Here is a 20,982-nt window from a genome sequence, read left to right on the forward strand (position 1 = left end):
CCGAGACCGCCCCACAGTTACGATGACAGAGGACACTCACGACGCGTTCGAGACGCTGACGAGGGAGCGACTGCAGTCGGTCTTCGACGCGACCGACTACGTCGCCGAGGACGAGATCACGACGACGGTGTTGCTCGCGCTCAGACTCGGGCGACCCCTGCTGGTCGAGGGGGAACCCGGAGCCGGCAAGACCGAACTCGCGAAGGTGCTCGCGGAGGGGTTCGGGACCGACCTCGTTCGCCTCCAGTGTTACGAGGGGCTGGCCGCGGAGAGCGCCCTCTACGAGTGGAACTACACCAAGCAACTGCTGGCCGTCCAGTCCGGCGAGGGCGGCGACTCCGTGTTCACCGAGGAGTTCCTGCTGGAGCGCCCGCTGCTTCGCGCCCTCCGTCACGAGGGGGACCGGCCGCCCGTCCTCCTGATCGACGAGGTGGACCGCGCCGACGAGGAGTTCGAGGCCCTGTTGCTGGAGGTGCTCTCGGACTTCCAGGTGTCGGTCCCCGAACTCGGGACGATCCGCGCCGACCGGCCGCCGGTGGTCGTCATCACGTCGAACCGGACCCGGGGCCTGAGCGACGCGCTCAAGCGCCGGTGTCTCTACCTCCACGTCGAACCCCCGAGCGTCGAGAAGGAACGCGACATCGTGCGCCGGAAGGTGCCGGAACTCGACGACGCGGTGGCGGCGGCGGTCTGTGGGGTGACGGCCCGGCTCCGGGAGGAACCGCTGCTCAAACCGCCGGGCGTCGCCGAGACGCTCGACTGGGCGCGGGCGCTCGACGCGCTCGACGATGGCACGGCCGAGGGGGAGCCCCCGCTCACCGCGGACGACATCAGGACGACCGTCGGCTGCCTCCTGAAGGAGGCCGAGGACGTGAACCGACTCGACGACGACCTCGTGTCCGCCCTCCTCGCGGCGGCAGGCGACGAGGCCGACGCCACCTGACCCCCGATGAACGCCCCCAGCCCCGGCGACGACGCGCTGCCCCTCGCCGACGTCCAGGACCGGGTCCGAACCGCCCTGGTTCGCTTCGTGAGCGACCTGCGGACGGCCGGCGTCGACGTGCCGGCGGACGGTGCGCTCGTCGGTGCCGAGGCGCTCGCCGTCGTGGGCGTCGCGGAGCGGTCGACGGCGCGGACGGCGCTCCGGTCGGCCCTCCTTTCGCGCCCCGAGGACGCCGAGGCGTTCGACCGCCTCTTCGACCGGTTCTGGGGCGCGGTGAGCGCCGCCCTCGACGAGGGGTCGGCGGGCGGCGTCGACGCCTCGGATCTCGACGGCGGCCTCTCGTCGGACGCGGCCGCCGGCGACCCCGCAATCGAGGAGGCCACGGCCGACCGCGAGCCCCACGACGGGGACGGGGGACGGTCGGTCTCGCGGCGCCCGACCGACGACGGCTCCCGCGCCCCCGAGGCGACGGACTCGCCGGCCCGGTTCAGTCCGACCGGCTCGTCGGCCCCCATCGAGGCCGAGCGCCCCTCGTTCGGGGACGATCCGGGGCCTGCGGTGCGCGCGCTCACCGCTGCCCTCGCCGACCGGCCCGGGCGACGGTCGGCGAGGGCGGCGGACGGTCGGCCCGACCTCCGGCGGGCGATGCGCCGGAGTCACGCCACCGGCGGCGTGGTGATGGACGTGCCCGAACGGGCGGCCCAGCCCACGACCGTCCGCGGCCTCGTCCTCGTCGACGTGAGCCGGTCGGTCCTCGATACGGTCGACCGCGACTTCCTGATCGACGTCCTCCGGACGCTCGACGCCGAGTGGCGGTCGGTGCGCACCTTCCTCTTCGACACCGACGTGACGGAGGTTACGGGGGCGCTGGGTGCCGACTCGACGGCGGCGGTCCTCGAGGAGTTCGACCGCCTCGAAGCCGCGTGGGGCGGCGGGACCCGGATCGGGGACGCGCTGACGACGGTGCGTGACCGCGCGCCGACGGCCGTCGACCGCGAGACGGTCGTCCTGATCGTGAGCGACGGCCTCGAAACCGGGGACCTCGACCGCCTCGAAGACGGCATGGCGTGGCTCGACCGCCGGGCGCGACGGGTGTTCTGGCTCAATCCGCTCGCGGCCTCGACGGCCTACGAGCCGGCGACCCGCGGGATGGTCGTCGCTCGGTCCTACCTCGACGGCCTGTTCGCCTTCGCCGACCCCGCCGACCTGTTCGATCTGGCCCGACAGCTTCGACGCCGACGGCAGCCCGTCGGCTACGAACACGACTGGCGACGCAACGATACACGATGACACACAGCACACGAAGACGGACGCCGAACTGCCGACCGACCGACCGAGACGGATGGCCGCCGACGGCTCGGGGGCGGTCGTGAGCCTCGACGACGAGTGGAGCGCGCCCGAGACGGCGGTGATGGACGCGATCCGCCGCGGCATCGACGGGGACGGGGCCGTCCTCGCGACCATCGTCGACGTCGAGGGGAGCGCCTACCGCGGCCCGGGTTCGAAGATGCTCGTCGACCGGGAGGCCGGCGTGGGGAGCATCACCGCCGGCTGTCTGGAGGACGTGGTGGTCGACCTCGCCGGGGAGGTGCGCGAGACCGGACGCTCCCGCGTCGAACGGTTCGACCTGACGGGCGACGACGACGTGTGGGGGCTCGGCGTCGGCTGCAACGGCGTCATCGACATCCTGCTCGAACCGATCGACGAGGGTTACCGGCCGGTCGTCGACGCGTACGACGACGGGAGCGACGCGGTCGTCTACACCGTCGTCGGCACGGACGGGACGGCGACCGTCGGCGACAGAGTGACCGTCGTCGACGGGGAGGCGCCGACCGACCCGCCTGCGTGGTTCGACGACGACCTGGCCGCGGCCGCCGGCGCGGTGGTCGCCGAGCGGGATTCGGGAACGGTCCGCGCGGACGGGACCGAGGTGTTCGTCGACTGCGTCACCCCGCCCGCCGAACTGGTGCTCTTCGGCACCGGGCACGACGTGGCCCCGGTCGCCGAACTCGCCCACCGGAGCGACTTCCGGATCACCGTCGCGGGCTTTCGCGGGGCCGACGCGAAGCGCGAGCGCTTCCCCGCCGCCGACGCCGTCCGCTCGCTGTCGCCGGCGGCGGTTCGCGAGGAACTCGACCTGGATGCCGACACCTACGCCGTGGTGATGACGCACAACTTCGTCGACGACGCCATCGCCGTCGACGAACTCCTGCGGACCGACGTACCGTACGTCGGACTGATGGGGCCGACCGAGCGGTTCGAGCGGATCCTCGACGAGTGGCACGCCGACGGCCGCGAGGTGACCGAGGCGGAACTCGACCGGCTCTACACCCCGGTCGGCCTGGACCTCGGCGGCGGAACGCCGTATCAGATCGCCCACAGCATCGTCGCCGAACTGCTCGCGGTGCGGTTCGGGCGGACGCCGACGCATCTCCGACCGTCCTCGCTCGCCCGGCTCCGGCCATGAGCGGCATGCTCGCCAGACGGTGGGTGCTCGCCGCCCGGTTCCACGAGCCGTCCGACTACGGCATCCCCGAGGCGCCCGTCTTTCCCGCGCGGTGTGCGTCCGGCACCCTTTCGCTTCGCGACCCCGCTACCGGCGACCTCGTGATGGTCGCCGGCGACCCGATGCGGGTCCGTCGCTGACTCCCGCCCGCGATCCGATTTGTTATCGCGGTATGTGGTTTATCCAATGATCGCCCGTTCCACAGCGGACAAAAGCATTAGGTCACGAGGCGACGTGGATCCGCTATGGGCCTACGGAAACCACCCTTGCGGGAGCAGCACGCCTCGCAGGGTGCGTCGTTCACCGAATTCGGCGGGTGGGAGATGCCGGTGGAGTTCGACTCCATCCGAACCGAACACGCGGCCGTCCGGGAGTCCGCTGGGCGCTTCGACGTGTCGCACATGGGCGAAATCGAGGTGACCGGCCCCGACGCGCTGGCGCTGACGAACCGCCTGACCACGAACGACGTGAGCGAACTCGACCCGGGAGACACGCAGTACTCGTGTATCACCGACGAGGAGGGGATCATCCTCGACGACACCATGGTGTTCCGGCTCCCCGACGACGGGGGTCCACACTACCTGTTCGTTCCCAACGCGGGACACGACGCCGAGATGGAGGACCGCTGGATCGAGCACCGCGACGAGTGGGGCCTCGACGCGACGGTGCGAAACACCACCGAGGAGTGGGCCATGTTCGCGCTCCAGGGTCCCGACGCCCAGGACATCGCCGCCGAGGCGACGGACGGCGCGACGCGGGACGTCTCCCGGTTCGACGCCACCTTCCTCGACGTGAGCGGGGTTCGCTGTTTCACGTCCCGAACGGGATACACCGGCGAGGACGGCTTCGAGTTCCTCTGTCCGTGGGACGACGCCGAGACGGTGTGGTCGGCGCTCGACTGCCAGCCCTGTGGGCTCGGCTCCCGCGACACGCTCCGACTGGAGATGGGCTTTCTCCTCTCGGGCGAGGACTTCCACCCCGAGGAGGAGCCCCGGACGCCGTACGAGGCGGGGGTCGGCTGGACCGTCGACCTCGACACGGAGTTCGTGGGCCGGGACGCCCTCGAACGCGTCGAGCGGGAGGGCGTCGACGAACGCTTCCGCGGCGTGAAGTTGCTGGAGCGTGGCGTCCCGCGGCACGGCTACGAGGTGGTCGACGCCGACGGCGAGCGTCTCGGCCACCTCACCAGCGGGACGATGAGCCCCACGCTCGGCGAACCGATCGGCCTCGGCTACCTCTCGGCCGACGAGGCACCCCCCGGGACCCGCGTCCGGGTCCTCGTTCGGGGCGAACCGAAGCAGGCAAACGTAGTGACGCCCCCATTCATCGACACATGAGCTTCGACGTACCCGAAGACCGGCGGTATCTGGAATCGCACGAGTGGACGACGACCGACGGCGGGACGGTTCGCGTCGGCATCACGGACTTCGCACAGGACGAACTCGGCGACGTGGTGTTCGTCGAACTCCCGGCCGAGGGCGACGAGGTGTCCGCCGGCGAGGAGTTCGGCGTGGTCGAGAGCATCAAGGCCGTCTCGGATCTGGTCTCGCCCGTCTCGGGGACCGTCACCGGCGTCAACGAGGCCCTGTTCGACGCGCCGGAACTGCTCAACCAGGACCCCTACGGCGACGGCTGGATGCTCGAAGTCGAGCCGAGTTCCGACGAGGAGTTCGACGGCCTGTTGACCGCCGAGGAGTACCGCGAAAAGATCGAGTAGCCGTCCTCAGAAATCCGCGTGTTCGGAGCTGTCGATGCCGTCGATCCGGACTAGCCCGTAGTCGCACTCGGTGCAGGTCCACTTCGTCTTCTCGCCCAGGTGCAGCGTCGTGCTCGCGGTCCGCCAGAACTGGTCGTTCGAACACGCCGGGCAGTCGTGGGTCATCTGCAGGCTCATGGCCGTTCCTCGGCCCCAGCCCACATTGAAGATACTGGTTCCCGAAATCGGCGATAAACCGCATGTCGCGATAGCAAGCCGCGTGAAACGAAGTTGCGACTCCTCGTCTCAATGCATACGCCTTGTGCATCGCTGTGCGAATTGATAGTACGATGTCTGTCAAAAACTGCAATACGATTTGAGGTGGGTACTACTTCATCTTCCGGCGACTCGTCTGCAATAGGACAATCCCCAGTCCGACGAACCAGACGATCTGGGTCAGCCCGAAGATTCCACCGCCGATCTCGCCCAGTGCTGGGATAGCTGAGAGGATCCCCGCCATACCGACGATGACACCGAAATAGTTCAGTGCCCGGTGAAGCATGCCTGCTCGTAACGCCGCTACACTTACGAGCAACGTCCAGATGCCGCCGACGACTTCGTTGCCGCCGCCCAGCCCTTCGACGACCGGATTGATCGCCAGCCAAGTAGTCGTCGCTTGGCTCGGATCAGTAGCGTAGAGGTCAACGATCGTAGCCGTCCCAATGTTCGCAATCATGCCGCTGGCGATCACAAGCCCGGCCCAGATCAGCCCGAACGCGGTTGCCGCCTGCATCAGCGACGGGGAACCGGACCTCAGACGGTCGTGGAGTGCCAGGACCAGAGCGATCAATACGATGCCGAACACCACGTAGATGAGCAGGGACACTGCGTATAGACTCGTCTGGTTCGCGACGAAGAGTTCCACCTGCTGTCGCGGAGCCGTGACGTTCGCATAGTCCAGTATGATCAAGAAATACGCGATTCCCGCGACGTAGATTGCTGCTTCGGTCAGAGCGGCGAGGCCACCGACCGTCTGCAGGTTCCATCGTCCCGGCTTGACCGATGGCTCGGTCCTCTCTATCGCCGTACTACTCGCTGACGCCATTGTTCATCACGAAATACGTTAATGCTCGCTGAAAGCATAACCTGAACAGTTCCTATTCCGAGGTCTCGTGGGTCGAGAACCCGATCTGCAACTACGCTCGAAGACGCACCCGACCGAGTCTACGTTGGGTCACGTCCCAAAGCCCTGGCAACCGCGGTGAGGACCCGAAGGATTGGGAGCTGGAGACGCCAGGGAACGCTCGCTAGCCGGACATCCTCCCGGTGTCGGTACAGCACTGCAGCGATGCTGAGTGGGTTCGGTCGACCGCCAGCGCCGAGTCCGTACAGTGTCCGGATCGCGGTCTCGAACTCGCCCGGTGGTCGGAGTGTCGTGCGAACGACCAGCTGTCTCTCGTCGTCGTTGCGGATGGTGTGGGGGTCGCCTTCGTCGAGGACGACCGATTCGCCGGGCAGCAACACCGTCTCCTCGCCGCGTACGGTGACGACGGCGCGTCCGTCGATCACCTCCGACCGTGCCTCCGACCGTGGATGGAGACGGGCCGGTCCACTGTCGATTCCGGGAGGGAGGATACCGTCCATCAGCAGATACGATCCCTGTTCATCGACGCCTCGCTTGAGGAAGGTGATACGGACCCCGGTCGACAGATCTTCGACAGTAACCGGATAGTCGTTTCCGCCGGTTTCAGTGTCGACTGGCCGGTACGGACGGTCGGTGCCACTCAGTGGGCGATTCATTCGGGTAAGGAGGGGGCCTGACAGAGTGGCTCTTTCGTACACAGCGTTCGACAGCCAGTCCCGAGAGCGGGGTCTCTCCCTACGAGAGCTCTGCTCATGCCCCGAATGAGGCGATCGCGGCGAGATAGAGTGTGAACGAGACGACCGCGGCCGTCGTCCGGACGTGGTTCCATTGCCTCCAGCGTGCCTGAACTGTGGCCCACTCGTCCGGTGGCGCCGTCGGAGACCAAGTGGCGATATGGTCGTTCATCGGGATATGGATTCGCGCAGTCACGAGGAAGGTTCCGACGAGGTAGACGATGACCCCTGCAAGGAACAGCTGTCCGGACAGCGTCGTCCAGTCTCCCAGGAGTACCACGAGAATCGCGCCACCGATCGGTACGACGACGGCTCCAAAGAACACGACGCCGAACACGACGTTTAGGACCTTCTCGTTGATTTCCTGCATTACTGTCGTGTACTCCGATGCCGAGAGCGTCCGTAGTGCCAGCACGACGCTCGCCGAGTAGGCAAAGAAAAACCCGGCCATGAGCCCACCGAGAACCGCCGAAACCACGAGCAAAAAGACGAGAGGCCGTCCCGACAGGACGCTCACGTCCACTTGAAGCGCTGCGAAGGATTTCATTTGTCTCCGGTACGCTGGCTGCTGGGCGTACCGGCGAAGCTATGGCTATCGCTACTCGGGCCTATCGTGCGGTCAACATCGGTCGTCTCTCGAGTACGACCGCTCCACACACCATTAGGATCAAATCCGGGCTTACTCGCAATGCGGTTTGTATTACTCATGGCTGGGCCGTTAGGGTTCTCTGTTGATTGATAGCGCGAATGCAGTTGGGCATCCAGTACACTACGCCTTCACAGTCGTCTCCTTCAGACCGGTTTGTTGGTTCCACTCGACGTCGACGAGGGTAGGCGTGGCGACCTTCTCCGCGTCCTTTCGGGCGACGACTTCGAACGTTCGATCAATCGCCTCGGGCGTGTACAGCGCCGCGACCATGAGACGGGCGACGTCCGCTCTCGGAATTGATCCAGTCATCTTCTCCGAGCCCTCCGCGACGAGGACGTCCCCTGTCGCTGGATCGTCGTTCATCCATCCGGGACGGAAAATCACGTACCCGAGTCCCGATTCGCGAAGTGCTCGTTCCGCATAGGCTTTTTCTTTGACTGCCCAGCGGAGCATGACCGACCGAGCCCAGAGCGGCATTCCCAGACGAGACGTACCAACGCCGATCGAACTCTGCAGGACAAAGGTGTGGACGCCTTCACGAGCGGCTGCTTCGACGAGGTTCACCACACCGTCCCCGTCGACCCTGCGGCTGGGTCGAGTGAGCCCAGTAGTCAGGCTCGACCCTGCAGCGCACAGGACTGCATCACAGCCTTCGAGCGCGTTCTGCACGTCCGTCGGGTTCAACAGGTCCCCGACGACGACCTCGTCAGCGCCGTCGGCCACCAGCGACTCGCGATTGTCTGCCGACCGAGTCATCGCTCGAACGTCGACTGGTCGACCGGCCAGCTCACTGAGAACCTCACGGCCAGTTCTGCCACTTGCTCCGGCGACAAGTACTTTCGATGGGGTTCGTTGCTCCATGTGTCACCTGCACCTGACGTGCGGCTGAGCAAAGAACCATTCAGTATCTCGAAGGAAAGCAACTATCTCAGCGGAAAGTACTCATCCCCGTTCCGCAGGTTCCTCTACCATACAGCGTCTATATCTCATCGTGGCGCGTTTCAACCGGTATGAGACCGACAGACGAGTTGGGTCCTCGTCACTCTCCGCCCGAATACCCGGGGGCACCCGCACGCATAGATTCGACTGCGGTGATAGAGGAGTATGCCTATCTACTCGAAGGAGTACCATCCATTGAGAGGGCACCGGAGCAACTCCATGGGACAGTCAGTACCCTCCTCAAACTGCTCGCCAGTGCACACGCGATGTCACTCCTGTATTATTTCTCACGCAAACAGCAACCGATTCGATTCACAGAACTGGCGCAGGCAACCAACGCCTCACCGAAAGTCCTCTCACAACGACTGAAGGAACTTGTTGAATCGGGGCTCGTAACTCGGCATTCGTACGATGAGAGCCCGCCTCGCGTCGAGTACGAACTGACAGCCATGGCAAGGGAACTTGCCCCCGCGTTCCAATTCCTCTACGCCTGGGCAGCACGCCACGATCGCGTCCTCTCGGACGTGGGATCCACCGAAAACGAGGCGACGCGTTCGGATCATCGCCGCGTCTGTCGGTGCCGGTGACTGGCACCTCATGCGCGGAACGCCGTTCCTCGTCCGGCTCATCTACGGCGGCTATCGCCGTCCGAAGTTCCCGACCCCAGGCGTCGACATCGCGGGTCGAATCGAAGCAGTCGGCCGGGACGTCACCGACTTCAAGCCGGGCGACGAGGTTCTCGCGGACCTCTCTGAACACGGGTTCGGTGGGTTTGTCGAGTACGTCTGCGTGCCGGCGACGGCACTCGTCTCGAAGCCGGCCACGGTCCCGTTCGAGGCCGCAGCGGCGGCCCCGACGTCGGCCGTCGCCGCCCTCCAGGCGCTCCGCGATGCCGGGGGGCTCCAAGCCGGCGAACACGTCCTGATCAATGGGGCGTCCGGCGGTGTGGGGACGTTCGCAGTGCAGATCGCAAAACACCTCGGAGCCGAAGTCACCGGGGTCTGTAGTACCGCGAAGATGGAACTGGTCCGCTCGATCGGCGCCGACCACGTCATCGATTACACCGAGACTGACGTCACCACTGCAGGAGTGGAGTACGACCTCATCCTCGATACGGCGGGCTCCCATTCGATGAGCGCCTACCGGCGTGCGCTCACCCCGACGGGACGGTACGTCATGGTGGGCGGGCCGACCGAGCGATTCCTGCGGGCGCTGATCCTCGGTCCAGTGCTCTCGATGCCTGGCAACCGAAAATTCGGAGGCTTCAATCTAACGGTCAATCGTGACGATTTGGCGTTCGTGACGGAGCTGCTTGAATCCGGTGACCTCACGCCCGTTATGGATAGACGATACGAACTGCGTGAAGTTCCCGAGGCTATCCGATACGTCGAGGACGGTCGCGCGAAGGGAACGGTCGTAATCACATCGGAAGAGACCATCTGAACTCCCCGATGAATCCGGTGTAGTCTCGACCCCCCGCGTGAACCCGCCTGTTGAGACTGCGCTCCCTGTGGATACGCCTGGATCTGCAAAGCGCGTCGTGGAAGCAGGAAGCCCTCCCCTCAAGGAGCGAACGGCGTCTGCCGTGAGCGGGTAGGGTAGTTCACTGTGTCGTACTGGGCTAGACCCAGTAACTCCGATAGTCACACGATTGTGCAGTATCCACGCGTTTCGAGGCCAGCGAAAGCAGTGTTGGTTATTTGTTCACTCAATTAATCACAACACAACTATGTGCGGGTAGTACGGACGGTAGCGTGGTGTGTAGCCCCAGATCTGGTCCCAACCTCTCTGTCGCTACACACCGGAAACCACCTATCAGGTGGTTTTCACGGGACCGGTGACGATCCGATGTCCGGTGACCCACCCGATCAGGCACGATCCACGGCCGTCGAGCAACTGAAGGCACTCGGCCTCAGTACCTACGCCGCCCGGACGTTCGTCGCGCTCGTCAGCCTCGGCGAAGGGACTGCTCGGGAGGTGAGTGACGTCGCCGACGTCCCCCGAACGCGGGTGTACGACGCGGTCGACGAACTCCGTGACCGCGGTCTCGTCGACGTGAAGCAGTCGAGTCCACAGCGGTTCTGGGCCATTTCGACGGAGACGACGGGTCGGCATTTCGAACAGGAGTACGACCACCGAGTGACCGCCCTGACGGGCGCGCTCGATCGGCTCGAAACCGCGGGCCGTACCACCGAACAGCGCGGCGTCTGGACGGTGACCGGCCGGGACGTCGTGACCGAGCGCGTGGTCGATTTCATCTCGACGGCTGACGACGAGGTCGTCTACATGACTGCCGAGGAGCTCCTAACCGAGGAGATCACGGCACACATCTCCCGTGCGAGCGACCGTGGGGTGTCGATCCGCCTCGCCGAGATGTCCCAGTCCGCCGAAGATCGGCTCGAACGGCGGGTCCCCGAGGCGCAACTGTTCGAGTCGCTGTGGGACTGGTCGGAGACGCCCGCCGGACGCCTCCTCATGGTCGACCAGGAGCAGACCCTCGTGAGCGTCCTCGTCGACGGGGACGGTGACCACCCGCCCGAACCGCGCGACGAAACCGCCATCTGGGGCACGGGCGAGATGAACAGCCTCGTCGTCGTGCTGAAAGCCCTGTTCACCTGGCAACTCGACGACGGTCGCGAGTAAAATCAGCGAGCAGTCACTCGGATACTCACAACAGTACCGTCCGGACACCGCTCGAAGGGTCGGCAACGGAACCCGTACTGGTCTCTTCCGCCGTTGTTTCCGCGGCCGCCGATCGGCCGATCACCGATCTGGCACCTCCGTGGAGAACGCTCCACGCAGGGGCACTCGATACGCCGCTCGACGGACGCCCTCAGTGAACGGGACGGAAGCATGGAACTCCACGCCCACGACGACCTCCTGGGGAAGGAGAACCGGAGACTCGACAGACGACGCCGACACCCGCGTCGGGACCCCGGATCCCCGACCGGTGCGGTTCGGAACGCGATCGGTTCCAGGGCCGGTCGCTCTCGCAGTCGACGCATCGCTCTCGACTTCCGGACCGGTATCCGCTCGTCCGACGGGGTCGGTGGTCGCCGCCCGCCGGGCCAAGCTACTTGCCCGCAGCGATCCAACGGACGGTATGGCGATCACGCTCTACGCGCTCGACGGCTGTCCGTACTGCGAGACGGTTCACGACGCCCTGTCGGCCAACGACGTCGAGTACGAGACGGTGTGGGTGGAGGCGCTGCACTCCGAACGGAACGAGGTCAAGCGGGTCAGCGGCCAGCGGGCGGTCCCCGTCCTCGTGGACGACGACCACGGCGTCACCATGGCCGAGAGCGACAACATCCTGCAGTACGTCGAGCGAACCCTCGCATGAAGATCTACACCGGCCGCGGCGACGAGGGCATGACCGACCTCCGGGACATGTCACGCGTCTCGAAGACGAGTCCCCGGATCGAGGCCTACGGCACCGTCGACGAGGCGAACGCGCTCCTCGGGACGATCCGGCCGACGGGCTACGACGACGTCGACGACCGCCTCGAACGGATCCAGAACCACCTCCACGTCGTGCAGGCGGACTTCGCCAACCCCGACCCGGACGACGACGACCCGGTCGTCCGCGAGGCCCACGTCGAGGAACTGGAGGGCTGGATCGACGAGGCCGACGAGGAACTCGACCCGCTGGAGTCGTTCGTCCTTCCCACGGGAAGCGAGGCCGGCGCCGCCCTCCATCACGCCCGGACGGTCGTCCGCCGGGCCGAGCGGCGGGCGGTCGACCTCGCCGGCACCGACCCCGTGAACGCCGAGGCCATCGCCTACCTGAACCGGCTCTCGGACGCCCTCTTCACGTTCGCTCGGCTGGTGAACCGTCGCGACGGCGTCCGCGAGGATCGGCCGACGTACTGAGCCCGCGGGCGATCACACCCCACAAAAGCTATATTTGTCGTTCCCGTTCGGTCATATATGAACAAGCACTTCGAAGACGCGCTGTACTACATCGGACGGGCCGGCGAACACGCGAAGGAGGGCGTGATGGAGGAACTCGACCCCCTCGAAGCCCGGTTCCGGGAGCTCACCGGCAAGGAGGAGGAGCCGGAGCCGTCCCGATTGGAGAAGCTGCAGGACGACCTGAAGAACCTGGAGGCGCGCGCCGAGGGCGAGACGAAGACGGCCATCCAGGACGCTCGCGAGCGCATCCGCCAGTACCGGTCGTCGGAGTAAGACAACCCTTAAGTCGGCGTCGGCAGTACCTCCGTGCTGCCGGGTTGGTGGTCTAGTCCGGTTATGACGGCTCCTTCACACGGAGCAGGCCGGCGGTTCGAATCCGCCCCAACCCATCCTCTTATACGACTTTTCGACGCATAGCACGAGCGCTTGAACGCCGACCTGTCAGTACTCCCGAGCGGTTCTGGAGGTGGTCGGCGTGAGCGAGGTCGTCGAACTCGACCCGCCGATCTGTGAATACTGTGGCGAGTTCATTCTCTCCGATGACCAGGAGTGCTCGGCGCAGACCGAGGGGAGGTGCCACCCATGAACGACGAGGTTGCCGCGGAGTGCTTCCGGTGTGGGGCTCCCGCGACCCAGTCGTTCGGTGGGGAATACCTCTGTTTGGATTGCACCGACGCCGTCGAGACGGCTGAGACCTCCTCAGAACCTACAGCGGCAGATAAATTCGGTAGTCCGCATTCGGAGTCCTACCCCGTCCCGAGCGTCGAGCAGGACACGTACCCTGACGACCTCCTTGATGTCCACCAGTGGCTCGCGTGGCTCCCCACCGAGGACGGGCGGAAGGTTCCCCGCGCGCCATACGTCCATCGTGACCACCCAGAGTGGTTCGTCGATTCGCAGGATCCTGGCGTGTGGAGCGACTTCAGTACGGTCAAACACGCCGCCGATTGGGACGGCTTCGGTGTCGCGTTCGTCATTCAAAACCCGAATAACGACGAGTACGGTCACGAGGGTGATCCATACGTCCTCATCGACTACGACGACGTCCGCGACCCCGAGACTGGAGCGATCCACCCCACCGTTGACAAACATGTCGATCGAGCCGACTCCTACGCCGATGTCTCGACGAGCGGGACGGGCGTCCACATCTTCTGTCGGGGCGAACTCCCCGAGGGCGTGAAAGTCGTCGAGGCCGCGCTTCCCCATGACGAGCGGTTCCCTGACGCGGAGATCGAGGTCTACGACTCTGCCCGCTACTCCGCGATGACTGGCACCCACCTTGCGGGAACACCCGACTACACGACGGACTGCCAGGCGTTCCTTGAGGAACTGGCCGAAGAGTTCGCGACGGTCGCCGAGGGCACGCCCGATGAACTCCTACAGGAGCCCGAGAAGAGCGCCGAGGAGATCGGCGACATCGAGACGACCGACGACTTCCAAGACGTTCTCGACGCGATCCAGCACACCGGACCGGGCGACATCCGGCTTCGGTCGACCGTCACCCACGAACGCGCCGACGGGACGAAGTCGATGGATCCGTCGTGGGCACAGTCGAAGTCGGGCACCCGCCTCGCCGAAGTCGGTGACGGATGGGTCTACCGGAAGGGCATGGTCGGCCTCGACGCCCTCCAAGTCGTCGCCCTTGAGGAGCGGATCATCTCCCGCGTCGACGAGTACCCCAGCGGTGAGGCGTTCTGGGACGCTGTCGACGCGCTACGGGAGCGGGGGGCGCATATCCCCGAGTACGAATCGAGTGAGTCGGCGAGTACCCCTCGCGTCGTCGAGTGTGTGCCGCCGGCTGACGACTTGGAGTCGGTCGATATTGACGTCGTTCGCGAGCAGCTCCGCGGCCCGATCTACGACGGCTTCGTTGAGCGCGACGACGCGCCGACCGTCTGCGCCCACGATCCCGGCGCCGGTAAGACGACGACGGCCAACCTCGCGGCCGACGATCGCGACCGCCCGCTCGCGTCCCTCTTCGACAAGCACGCGAAGGCCCACGAACACCGCGCCGACGGGATCACGCCCGACGTCGACCTCCACCTCCGTGGTGCCTCCCAGCCCCGTGAGGACGACTGCGCCCGCGCCACCTACGAGGGCGAAGTGTGCGACGAGCATGGCGACCCGTCGAACTGCCCACGGATGTGCCCGATCTACAACCTTCCCAAGGGACACGCCGACCGCGAGGAGTTCGAAGCCCTGGCGGCCGAGGTTGGGCCGGTCCGCGCCCATCTCATCCTCAAACCGCACGGGGGCGACGGGTGTGCTTGGACCCACCAATTCGCCGAACTCGAGGGCACCGACGCTGTTGTCGGTGTCCACGAGTACCAACAGCTCAAAACAGTCCGCAGTACTGGCGACGAGCCGCGGGACGTCCTCGTTGACGAAAGCCCGGGCGTGCTTGCCGACGACCGGCGGCTGACGGTCCGCGATCTCGTCCGACTCGCGAACACCCTCGAAGACTGGAACGGCCGCGACCGCGTTGGGGAGACGCTCCGGCGAGTCGGCCGCTTTGCTCGCGATGTTGCTGACGCGCTGGTGGCGGGCGAGGGGCTCGACGCGATCACGCCGCCAACTCCGGTGGTCGACAGCTCCGAGAGGCACGACGCTGCCGCCGGACACTACATTGAGTACGTCGAGGCGGATGAGGAGGACGGTCGAACGACCGAAGCGCTCGCGAGGGCACGGCGGGCGTTCCTCGATCACCACCTCGGTGCGATTCGAGACCCGGATCGGGAGTGGGACGGGACGCCGCTGGCCTTCGACGCGCTGCTCGCCGCCGCGGCGGCCGCCGGCCTCGACGAGGACCTCGTCCGGACGGTTGCCGGGCGTCCGCTTGACCTCGACCGCTGTCCGGTGTGTACCTCGGAACTGGAGTTCGGCGGTGGCGGACGGCACTGCCCCGAGTGCGCCTGGAGCGAACAGGAGCGCACCCTCACGGGCGGTAACCCCACGCTGGCGCGGATTCTGGCTTGGATCGACGCCGAGCCGCGTGACCCGGCCGAGGAGCCGGCCCTCGTCCGCCGCCGGCTCCCGCGAGTCGACGAGCTACCAACTGACCCGCTCGTACTTGACGCGACGGCGACCCCTGAGCGGATCGCCGCGCTCTACGGCGCTGACCAGGACGACATCCACATCGCCGGCGCCGAGCAGTATTCTCTGCCCGGTGCCCACGTCACGCAGATCCTCGACGGACAGTACCACGCTTCGACGCTCCGGAAGGCTGTCGACGAGGATCGGTCGACTGCTCGGCATGTGCAGTCCTGCCTCGACCGCGCAGAGGTCGTCTACGACCACCCGCTCGTCGTCGGCCGCCAAGACGTGTTGGAGCTGCTTGATCTTCCGGATAATGCTCGGTCCATCCACTTTCATGCCGCCCGTGGTCTGAACTTCGAGGAGTGCGACGCCGTCATCGTCGTCGGTGCGCCCCACCCTAATATTGAGGATCTCCGCCGCAAGGCTGAACTCCTCGCGCAGGGGCGTGACGACCTGCGCGTTGGGGGCGTTGAGTACTCCACGCGTGAGGACTGTCGGAATCCGCCTATCTACCGAAAACTCCGGTACACCGACGACGAGGGGCGTGGGCGGGCCGTCGCGACCAAGCACTACACAGGCCTCGTCGGTGCGCTGTTCCGCGAGGCTCGGGAGAAGGAGCTTGAACAGGTGGTCCACCGGGTGCGGCCGCTGCTCGCTGATCCCGACAATCCCGTCCATGTCGAACTCCTCACGAACGTCCCGACATCGCTCCCAATCGATGAGGTGAGTACGCTTGAGGAGCTTGCCGAGACGCCGGCCGCGATGCTGCCGGTGACCGACGGGGCGCTCGACCTCGCCGGGACGCTCGCGAACATCGCCGCCGGTGAGGGACCCGACGGCTTCCGCGCCGCCGCGCTCGTCGAACGAGACGGCGACGGCGTCCGGTTCCGGATCCGGGAGGTCCACCGGGTCGCTCGCGTCACCGGGCACGACGTGTGTGAGCGGACGGTCCGGCGCTGGATCGAGGACCTGGAGGAGCTCGGACTCGTCGACGCCGGCGACTACGCACCCCGCGAAGGCGTGCCCTATTCAGCCGACGGCGCCACTTTGACACGGGCGTTAGAGGTTCTAACGAATAACGCCGATGTCGAAGTGGCGGTAAAGCGCCGCTTGGCGGCTCTCGCAACCGAAATCGACTCGGCGGCCGAGTGGTTACGCCGCGCGAGTGAACTCGTTGACCTTCGTGCCGATGTTGACCAAGCGTTTTCCGCTCCAAATGGGGGTGATCGGCCGCCTGACGACGGCGACTAATCCGATCTTGGCGACTCTGTGAACTGCCTCTGATAGCGGCGCGAATAAGCAAACGATCCGCTATAGCGACTTCCGTAGTATCCCGTGTTGACAAGGTCGTCCTTACTAACGTGAGACTTCCCTACAACACTCGGCCAAATATTTAATTTGGATGACTATCACGGTTCCTACATGCTTGGAGTGAAGAGACACAAATAATGTCTGTGAAAAAACATTTGATGCGAGATGAAGAGGTACGAGAGTACTGCATGACAGATTACTGGGCGTGGGTGTGTACTGACCGACGGGTACTAAAATACAAAACAGGTTCGAGCGGTAGTGAACAGCTCCACGACGTCTCGTTTGATGAAATATCGGCCATTAGTCTGGTTAACACCGGACGTAACGACAAAATCGGGGGATATGGTGGCTTTGCGATAGTGCTCAGTGTCCTCATATTGTTGCCTTTCGGAGGACCAGAAACCTTTGCAGTCAGCTTAATTCTCCTTGCGATCGGCGGATATCTGATTTACAGATGGATGAACTCTGAGAAGTCGTACTTTCAGTTCAGAGGATCTGGCCTGATTCAAACCGAGGAAGATCGGTGGCGGATTGACGAGACCGCAGCCGAGAATCCTGCTGAGATACGAGAGTTCGTAAAAACGGTTCGCGAACAGTTTTAATATAGTCTCTCTACCGACTTCACATCGATCAGCCCAGCATAGAGTCAGGGCGTTATCTCTACCTTCTACGACTCCTTAGGAAGATCATCTATTCGATTCTATGGCTTAGAAATTCCACTCAATGACTTCCAAATTTTATCCAATAGCTTCCAAACCTTATTCAACAATAGCACTTTTTTGTTTGTGGTATATACAATCTGTCGATGACAGAGAATACTACCGATCCCGTCGAGGGACTCAAAGAAAACGCACTCTCGTCATATGGGGCGAATCGACTTGATGCGATTGAAACGCTGGCAACCTTTGGGAAAGATGCGATTCCGGCACTGGTCGAAATCGCAAATCAGTCCTCAAACGAAGAACCGCAACAACTCGCGCGCGAAAAAATTCGAGAAATAAACAACGGTGAGATAGACCGTGACTGACCACACTTCTCGGCCAGTAATGGAGGCCACTGTCGTCGTCAATCACGATGAGGTAGTTGATGAGCGAGAGTCACACACGCCTCAAGATATCAAACAGGGGTATAGATCGTGGATTCGAGAACCCATTATGGGTGCTAAGGGACGGTCGCACATCACGTTCCAAGATGTCACCTTTGCACAGCAACTTGAACGGAAACCTGTCCCAAAAGTTCGCATCGCACTGTTAAACAATAATGACCCTCACCCATTACTCTCGGGAGCACGACTGAAGACATGTCGGCCCGCAGATCCGAATGAACGAACTCCACCGCCATCGCCAACGGTGTACGGTTACCGCGTAAGCTATCCTTGGAACGGCTCTCAAGATCCAGAGGAACATGCGCGAGCGATGCTTCGGGCAGATCTCAATCAACAGCACGTCCGGTACGATGTTCGAGATATTTCATCTGATAGTGATGTGGTCTCGGTCAAGGTCGGTATCCCTTCGTCTGATACGGGAAATCTGACCGCACCCCAACGGCTGTTCCCGACGGCAGAGGAGATTAGATACCTTGATGAAGACGCGATTGAGGAGGAAGATTACCAGTGGTAACGATCAAGGGTATGCATCACACTGGGGCTTCTATGATTCTGGGGGAAACTGGCAGTCCTGGCCGGGCGACGGGATCTGCGCAGTGTATTGAGGCTGATCGACCACGGGGAGAGCAACTCCGTAGTGATCATCTTAGCGGTGTCAAAGATGTTCAGACGGGCGATATCGTTGTAATGCCAGACCTACTGCCAGCCATGTGTGAGTTGGTGGATGACGCCGATGGATTTGTCGTCTATGATGAAGAGAGACTAACGGGTCGTGGACCGACGTACGCACGACAGTTAGGGATTCCAGCCATCATTAATTGCCCTCAGATTCGTTCTATTGTTGAGACTGGCGATCAGATTACGGTTGATTCCAACGCTCAGTGGATACTTCGACATAGGTCATCGGATCTCTCCCAGCAAAGAAACCAGTCATGAGTTTGGACGACACTGATCGACAGATACTGAAAGCCGTCGCGAGAGAACAAGTGAAAAAAGAGCCCTTTGAGCGCGATATTGATGGAATCCTGTATCAGGATATCAACGATGAATTCGTAAATGAAGATTTCAACGGACTCAATCCCGATGTGAGACTTGGCTGGCGATTGTGGCGTCTATACGATCAAGGCTACCTGAAGAGAGTGTACAAAGCAAGCAATAATCCGCACCGATACCGCCTCTCAGATCAAGGACGCAACGCAGATCTAATGAAGTCGTTATCGCAAGTTTGACTCGCGTCGTGTCGACAGAAAAGATAGAGATGTCACTAACACCCATCTACGTCGAAACGGCTGGGGATAACAGATGAATGAGACTCAGACTATCGGTGTCCTCTGATATCATCTCAACACTAACGCTTGAAAGGATACTGGAGGACATGCCGGATGCGGATGTGTGTTCACCTTGGGGTGTCGTCTGTTGAAGGCGCCGACGAATGCTGATATGCGGTCTATAGTTCAGCAAGGCAGTGCGAGATACAGCGCGCAAAATCCAGCAACGCTTGAATAGCGAGAAGTGAGCGGTGACGAATCGGAAGGTTAGAGAGGCTTTGTTCGTTCAGAAACTAAGTATGTATCCTCCTCTGAATCCCAGATCACTCGGAACTGTCGATTGTCTTCAGTAGTCCATAGCATGTATTCACTTCGTGTTGTTCCATTCCAATCCCCTGCTCGTAAGGAGTTGATGGAACTCACATTCTTCCAGACTTCCAAGAGTTGGTATAGCTCGTCCGATGTGGGCGGCGGTATCGGTAACGCGTCTGGAAGGTCATCCGGTGCCTTTCGTGTTGGAATTGGAGGTTCCTCGGTCATATCTCGTCGGGCCTTTCTATTGTTCTGTGAGAGTTGTTGCGACCTCGGATGCCACGTCACTAAGCGGTCTTTCCCAGAGATTCTCTACAAGATCGTAGGGCTGTTCAGGCCTCCAATCTCTTGATCCCTCCACAAATGACATAAGTTCTTCGTAGCTCAGATTGCACAGTAGTGTCTGTGCCGCTACCCCATCCATCAGGTCAAGAAACCACTCCTTCTCGTCTTCTTCAGCATGGCTTGTTTGACGGCCAGTATCATTCTCAATCGGATCTGGAATCATTTGGAAGCCTGATTCGTCACAGGTAATGAGCCCATGAGCAGAACTCGTCTTGTTTGAGTGATGGGGTATGACGCCATAAGCGACATCGTAGAATCGGCTTCGAATGTATTTGTTTACTTGATCAAGATCGCCCGGGGAGCGATCCGACCCCTTCACTTCAGCAACGAGTGTCTTTGTGTCAACTACTGATTGACTTTCGGGTCTTTCGTGCAAATCCGAATGATTCTGAGTGCTCAAAAACGCCAATTCCTGTAGTGTCGCTCCATTCCGGATAAGCCCCTCATTACGCAGTGTCTGGAGAAACGGCGATTTCCAGGCGACGATATCTGGAGTACCACGCACTGTCCAAGGACTATCAGACGGGACAGTTCCTGTGTGAATCGGATATTGATGTTCGCTCGCAACAAGCCATCCTTCGCGTGCCAAGTAGTACGATGTCAAACGATGAAAGAGTGGTTCTCCCACCTTGTCATAGAGCGGGATGATGAGTCGTTGTTCTGCGGATATATTTCGTTCAGAGAGTTCTTCCACCCTCTTTCCGGTATATTCTCCCGAAACGAATGATACCACGATTGGTTCATCCGGCGTAGCTTTGTAAGTCGAAAGTTGGTGTTGCCGAGGCGAAAGCCACGGAATTACTGGTTTCTTATCGATTTCGGCCAGTTCAAGCACCGGATTGAAAAGAGCAGGTGAGTTTGAGATATTGGTTGTACTCTTGTCGCTGATCGGGTACAGATACGCAACAATGCCAGGCCGAGTAAGTTCAAGATGGACCGGACCCGAATTAACAACTTCCAATCCAGGTGTACAATCGGCAAGATCCCGACACATCCCAACCGCAGTTTCTATATTATCCATTACCGACAGATCATCCTCAACAAATAAATATCCCCGTCTGAAGTTTCTGATACCCACG

General features: G+C 62.6%; 23 protein-coding genes and 1 tRNA gene. 18 read left to right on the forward strand and 6 right to left on the reverse strand.

Translation table 11 applies throughout. The features are described 5' to 3' along the window. Nucleotides 1–22 precede the first annotated feature (22 nt). The 6 genes from NBT67_RS00005 (at nucleotide 23) to gcvH (ending at nucleotide 5,166) form a co-directional block, all read left to right on the forward strand. Nucleotides 23–943 carry an AAA family ATPase gene (locus tag NBT67_RS00005; protein ID WP_251342770.1) on the forward strand — a complete coding sequence of 307 codons (921 nt, stop codon included), beginning with the start codon at nucleotides 23–25 and terminating at the stop codon, nucleotides 941–943. Between the two features lie 6 nt (nucleotides 944–949). Continuing rightward, nucleotides 950–2,233, forward strand: coding sequence for a VWA domain-containing protein (locus NBT67_RS00010; RefSeq protein WP_251342771.1), 1,284 nt, complete (start codon nucleotides 950–952; stop codon nucleotides 2,231–2,233). A 52-nt stretch (nucleotides 2,234–2,285) separates the two neighbouring features. After that, nucleotides 2,286–3,410, forward strand: a complete 1,125-nt coding sequence (locus NBT67_RS00015; RefSeq protein ID WP_251342772.1) for an XdhC family protein — start codon at nucleotides 2,286–2,288, stop codon at nucleotides 3,408–3,410. Further along, entirely contained in the window at nucleotides 3,407–3,589 is a 183-nt protein-coding gene (locus NBT67_RS00020) for a hypothetical protein (RefSeq protein WP_251342773.1), read from the forward strand. The genes NBT67_RS00015 and NBT67_RS00020 overlap by 4 nt, the downstream gene beginning before the upstream one ends. A 105-nt stretch (nucleotides 3,590–3,694) precedes the next feature. Further along, nucleotides 3,695–4,786 (forward strand): glycine cleavage system aminomethyltransferase GcvT, encoded by a 1,092-nt coding sequence (gcvT, locus tag NBT67_RS00025; RefSeq protein WP_251342774.1) that lies wholly within the window; start codon nucleotides 3,695–3,697, stop codon nucleotides 4,784–4,786. Then, entirely contained in the window at nucleotides 4,783–5,166 is a 384-nt protein-coding gene (gene gcvH / locus NBT67_RS00030; protein ID WP_251342775.1) for a glycine cleavage system protein GcvH, read from the forward strand. Before gcvT ends, gcvH begins: the two co-directional genes overlap by 4 nt. Nucleotides 5,167–5,172: 6 nt before the next feature. On the opposite strand, the gene NBT67_RS00035 is transcribed toward gcvH, so the two are convergent. The 5 genes from NBT67_RS00035 to NBT67_RS00055 all read right to left on the reverse strand — a co-directional run bounded on the left by NBT67_RS00035 (nucleotide 5,173) and on the right by NBT67_RS00055 (nucleotide 8,533). Next, nucleotides 5,173–5,343, reverse strand: a complete 171-nt coding sequence (locus NBT67_RS00035) for a DUF7838 family putative zinc beta-ribbon protein (RefSeq protein ID WP_251342776.1) — start codon at nucleotides 5,341–5,343, stop codon at nucleotides 5,173–5,175. A gap of 190 nt (nucleotides 5,344–5,533) precedes the next feature. Next, nucleotides 5,534–6,250, reverse strand: a complete 717-nt coding sequence (locus NBT67_RS00040; protein ID WP_251342777.1) for a DUF4386 family protein — start codon at nucleotides 6,248–6,250, stop codon at nucleotides 5,534–5,536. A gap of 119 nt (nucleotides 6,251–6,369) precedes the next feature. Further along, entirely contained in the window at nucleotides 6,370–6,945 is a 576-nt protein-coding gene (locus tag NBT67_RS00045; RefSeq protein ID WP_251342778.1) for a cupin domain-containing protein, read from the reverse strand. 94 nt (nucleotides 6,946–7,039) lie between these two features. Then, on the reverse strand, nucleotides 7,040–7,540 hold the full coding sequence (locus NBT67_RS00050; RefSeq protein ID WP_251342779.1) for an anthrone oxygenase family protein: 501 nt from the start codon (nucleotides 7,538–7,540) through the stop codon (nucleotides 7,040–7,042). Nucleotides 7,541–7,792: 252 nt separating this feature from the next. Beyond that, nucleotides 7,793–8,533, reverse strand: coding sequence for an SDR family oxidoreductase (locus tag NBT67_RS00055; protein WP_251342780.1), 741 nt, complete (start codon nucleotides 8,531–8,533; stop codon nucleotides 7,793–7,795). Between the two features lie 149 nt (nucleotides 8,534–8,682). On the opposite strand from NBT67_RS00055, the gene NBT67_RS00060 reads away from it, so the two are divergent. The 12 genes from NBT67_RS00060 (at nucleotide 8,683) to NBT67_RS00110 (ending at nucleotide 19,207) form a co-directional block, all read left to right on the forward strand. Next, nucleotides 8,683–9,198 (forward strand): winged helix-turn-helix transcriptional regulator, encoded by a 516-nt coding sequence (locus NBT67_RS00060; protein ID WP_251342781.1) that lies wholly within the window; start codon nucleotides 8,683–8,685, stop codon nucleotides 9,196–9,198. A gap of 10 nt (nucleotides 9,199–9,208) precedes the next feature. Continuing rightward, nucleotides 9,209–10,054: an NAD(P)-dependent alcohol dehydrogenase gene (locus NBT67_RS00065; RefSeq protein WP_251342782.1), complete on the forward strand. Its 846-nt coding sequence runs from the start codon at nucleotides 9,209–9,211 to the stop codon at nucleotides 10,052–10,054. A 405-nt stretch (nucleotides 10,055–10,459) separates the two neighbouring features. Beyond that, complete coding sequence (locus NBT67_RS00070) at nucleotides 10,460–11,254, forward strand: TrmB family transcriptional regulator (RefSeq protein WP_251342783.1); 795 nt, start codon at nucleotides 10,460–10,462, stop codon at nucleotides 11,252–11,254. Nucleotides 11,255–11,714: 460 nt separating this feature from the next. Then, entirely contained in the window at nucleotides 11,715–11,954 is a 240-nt protein-coding gene (locus NBT67_RS00075; RefSeq protein WP_251342784.1) for a glutaredoxin family protein, read from the forward strand. Further along, on the forward strand, nucleotides 11,951–12,484 hold the full coding sequence (locus NBT67_RS00080; RefSeq protein WP_251342785.1) for a cob(I)yrinic acid a,c-diamide adenosyltransferase: 534 nt from the start codon (nucleotides 11,951–11,953) through the stop codon (nucleotides 12,482–12,484). The genes NBT67_RS00075 and NBT67_RS00080 overlap by 4 nt, the downstream gene beginning before the upstream one ends. Before the next feature lie 57 nt (nucleotides 12,485–12,541). Continuing rightward, nucleotides 12,542–12,799, forward strand: coding sequence for a DUF7553 family protein (locus NBT67_RS00085; RefSeq protein WP_251342786.1), 258 nt, complete (start codon nucleotides 12,542–12,544; stop codon nucleotides 12,797–12,799). Between the two features lie 41 nt (nucleotides 12,800–12,840). After that, nucleotides 12,841–12,915: transfer RNA gene (locus NBT67_RS00090), tRNA-Val, on the forward strand. 193 nt (nucleotides 12,916–13,108) lie between these two features. Beyond that, entirely contained in the window at nucleotides 13,109–16,813 is a 3,705-nt protein-coding gene (locus NBT67_RS00095) for a hypothetical protein (protein ID WP_251342787.1), read from the forward strand. Nucleotides 16,814–17,061: 248 nt separating this feature from the next. Then, on the forward strand, nucleotides 17,062–17,475 hold the full coding sequence (locus tag NBT67_RS00100; protein ID WP_251342788.1) for a hypothetical protein: 414 nt from the start codon (nucleotides 17,062–17,064) through the stop codon (nucleotides 17,473–17,475). A gap of 203 nt (nucleotides 17,476–17,678) precedes the next feature. After that, nucleotides 17,679–17,900 carry a cytochrome c family protein gene (locus tag NBT67_RS00105; protein ID WP_251342789.1) on the forward strand — a complete coding sequence of 74 codons (222 nt, stop codon included), beginning with the start codon at nucleotides 17,679–17,681 and terminating at the stop codon, nucleotides 17,898–17,900. Nucleotides 17,901–18,524: 624 nt separating this feature from the next. After that, a complete protein-coding gene (locus tag NBT67_RS18125) occupies nucleotides 18,525–18,914 on the forward strand; it encodes a PEP-utilizing enzyme (RefSeq protein ID WP_425498925.1) in 390 nt (129 codons plus the stop codon). Next, nucleotides 18,911–19,207 (forward strand): hypothetical protein, encoded by a 297-nt coding sequence (locus NBT67_RS00110; protein WP_251342790.1) that lies wholly within the window; start codon nucleotides 18,911–18,913, stop codon nucleotides 19,205–19,207. Before NBT67_RS18125 ends, NBT67_RS00110 begins: the two co-directional genes overlap by 4 nt. Before the next feature lie 595 nt (nucleotides 19,208–19,802). On the opposite strand, the gene NBT67_RS00115 is transcribed toward NBT67_RS00110, so the two are convergent. Then, complete coding sequence (locus tag NBT67_RS00115; protein WP_251342791.1) at nucleotides 19,803–20,981, reverse strand: hypothetical protein; 1,179 nt, start codon at nucleotides 20,979–20,981, stop codon at nucleotides 19,803–19,805. Between the last annotated feature and the right edge of the window lies 1 nt (nucleotide 20,982).

Origin of the sequence: Haloplanus sp. GDY1 (assembly GCF_023703775.1) — an archaeon.
Lineage (GTDB): Archaea > Halobacteriota > Halobacteria > Halobacteriales > Haloferacaceae > Haloplanus > Haloplanus halophilus.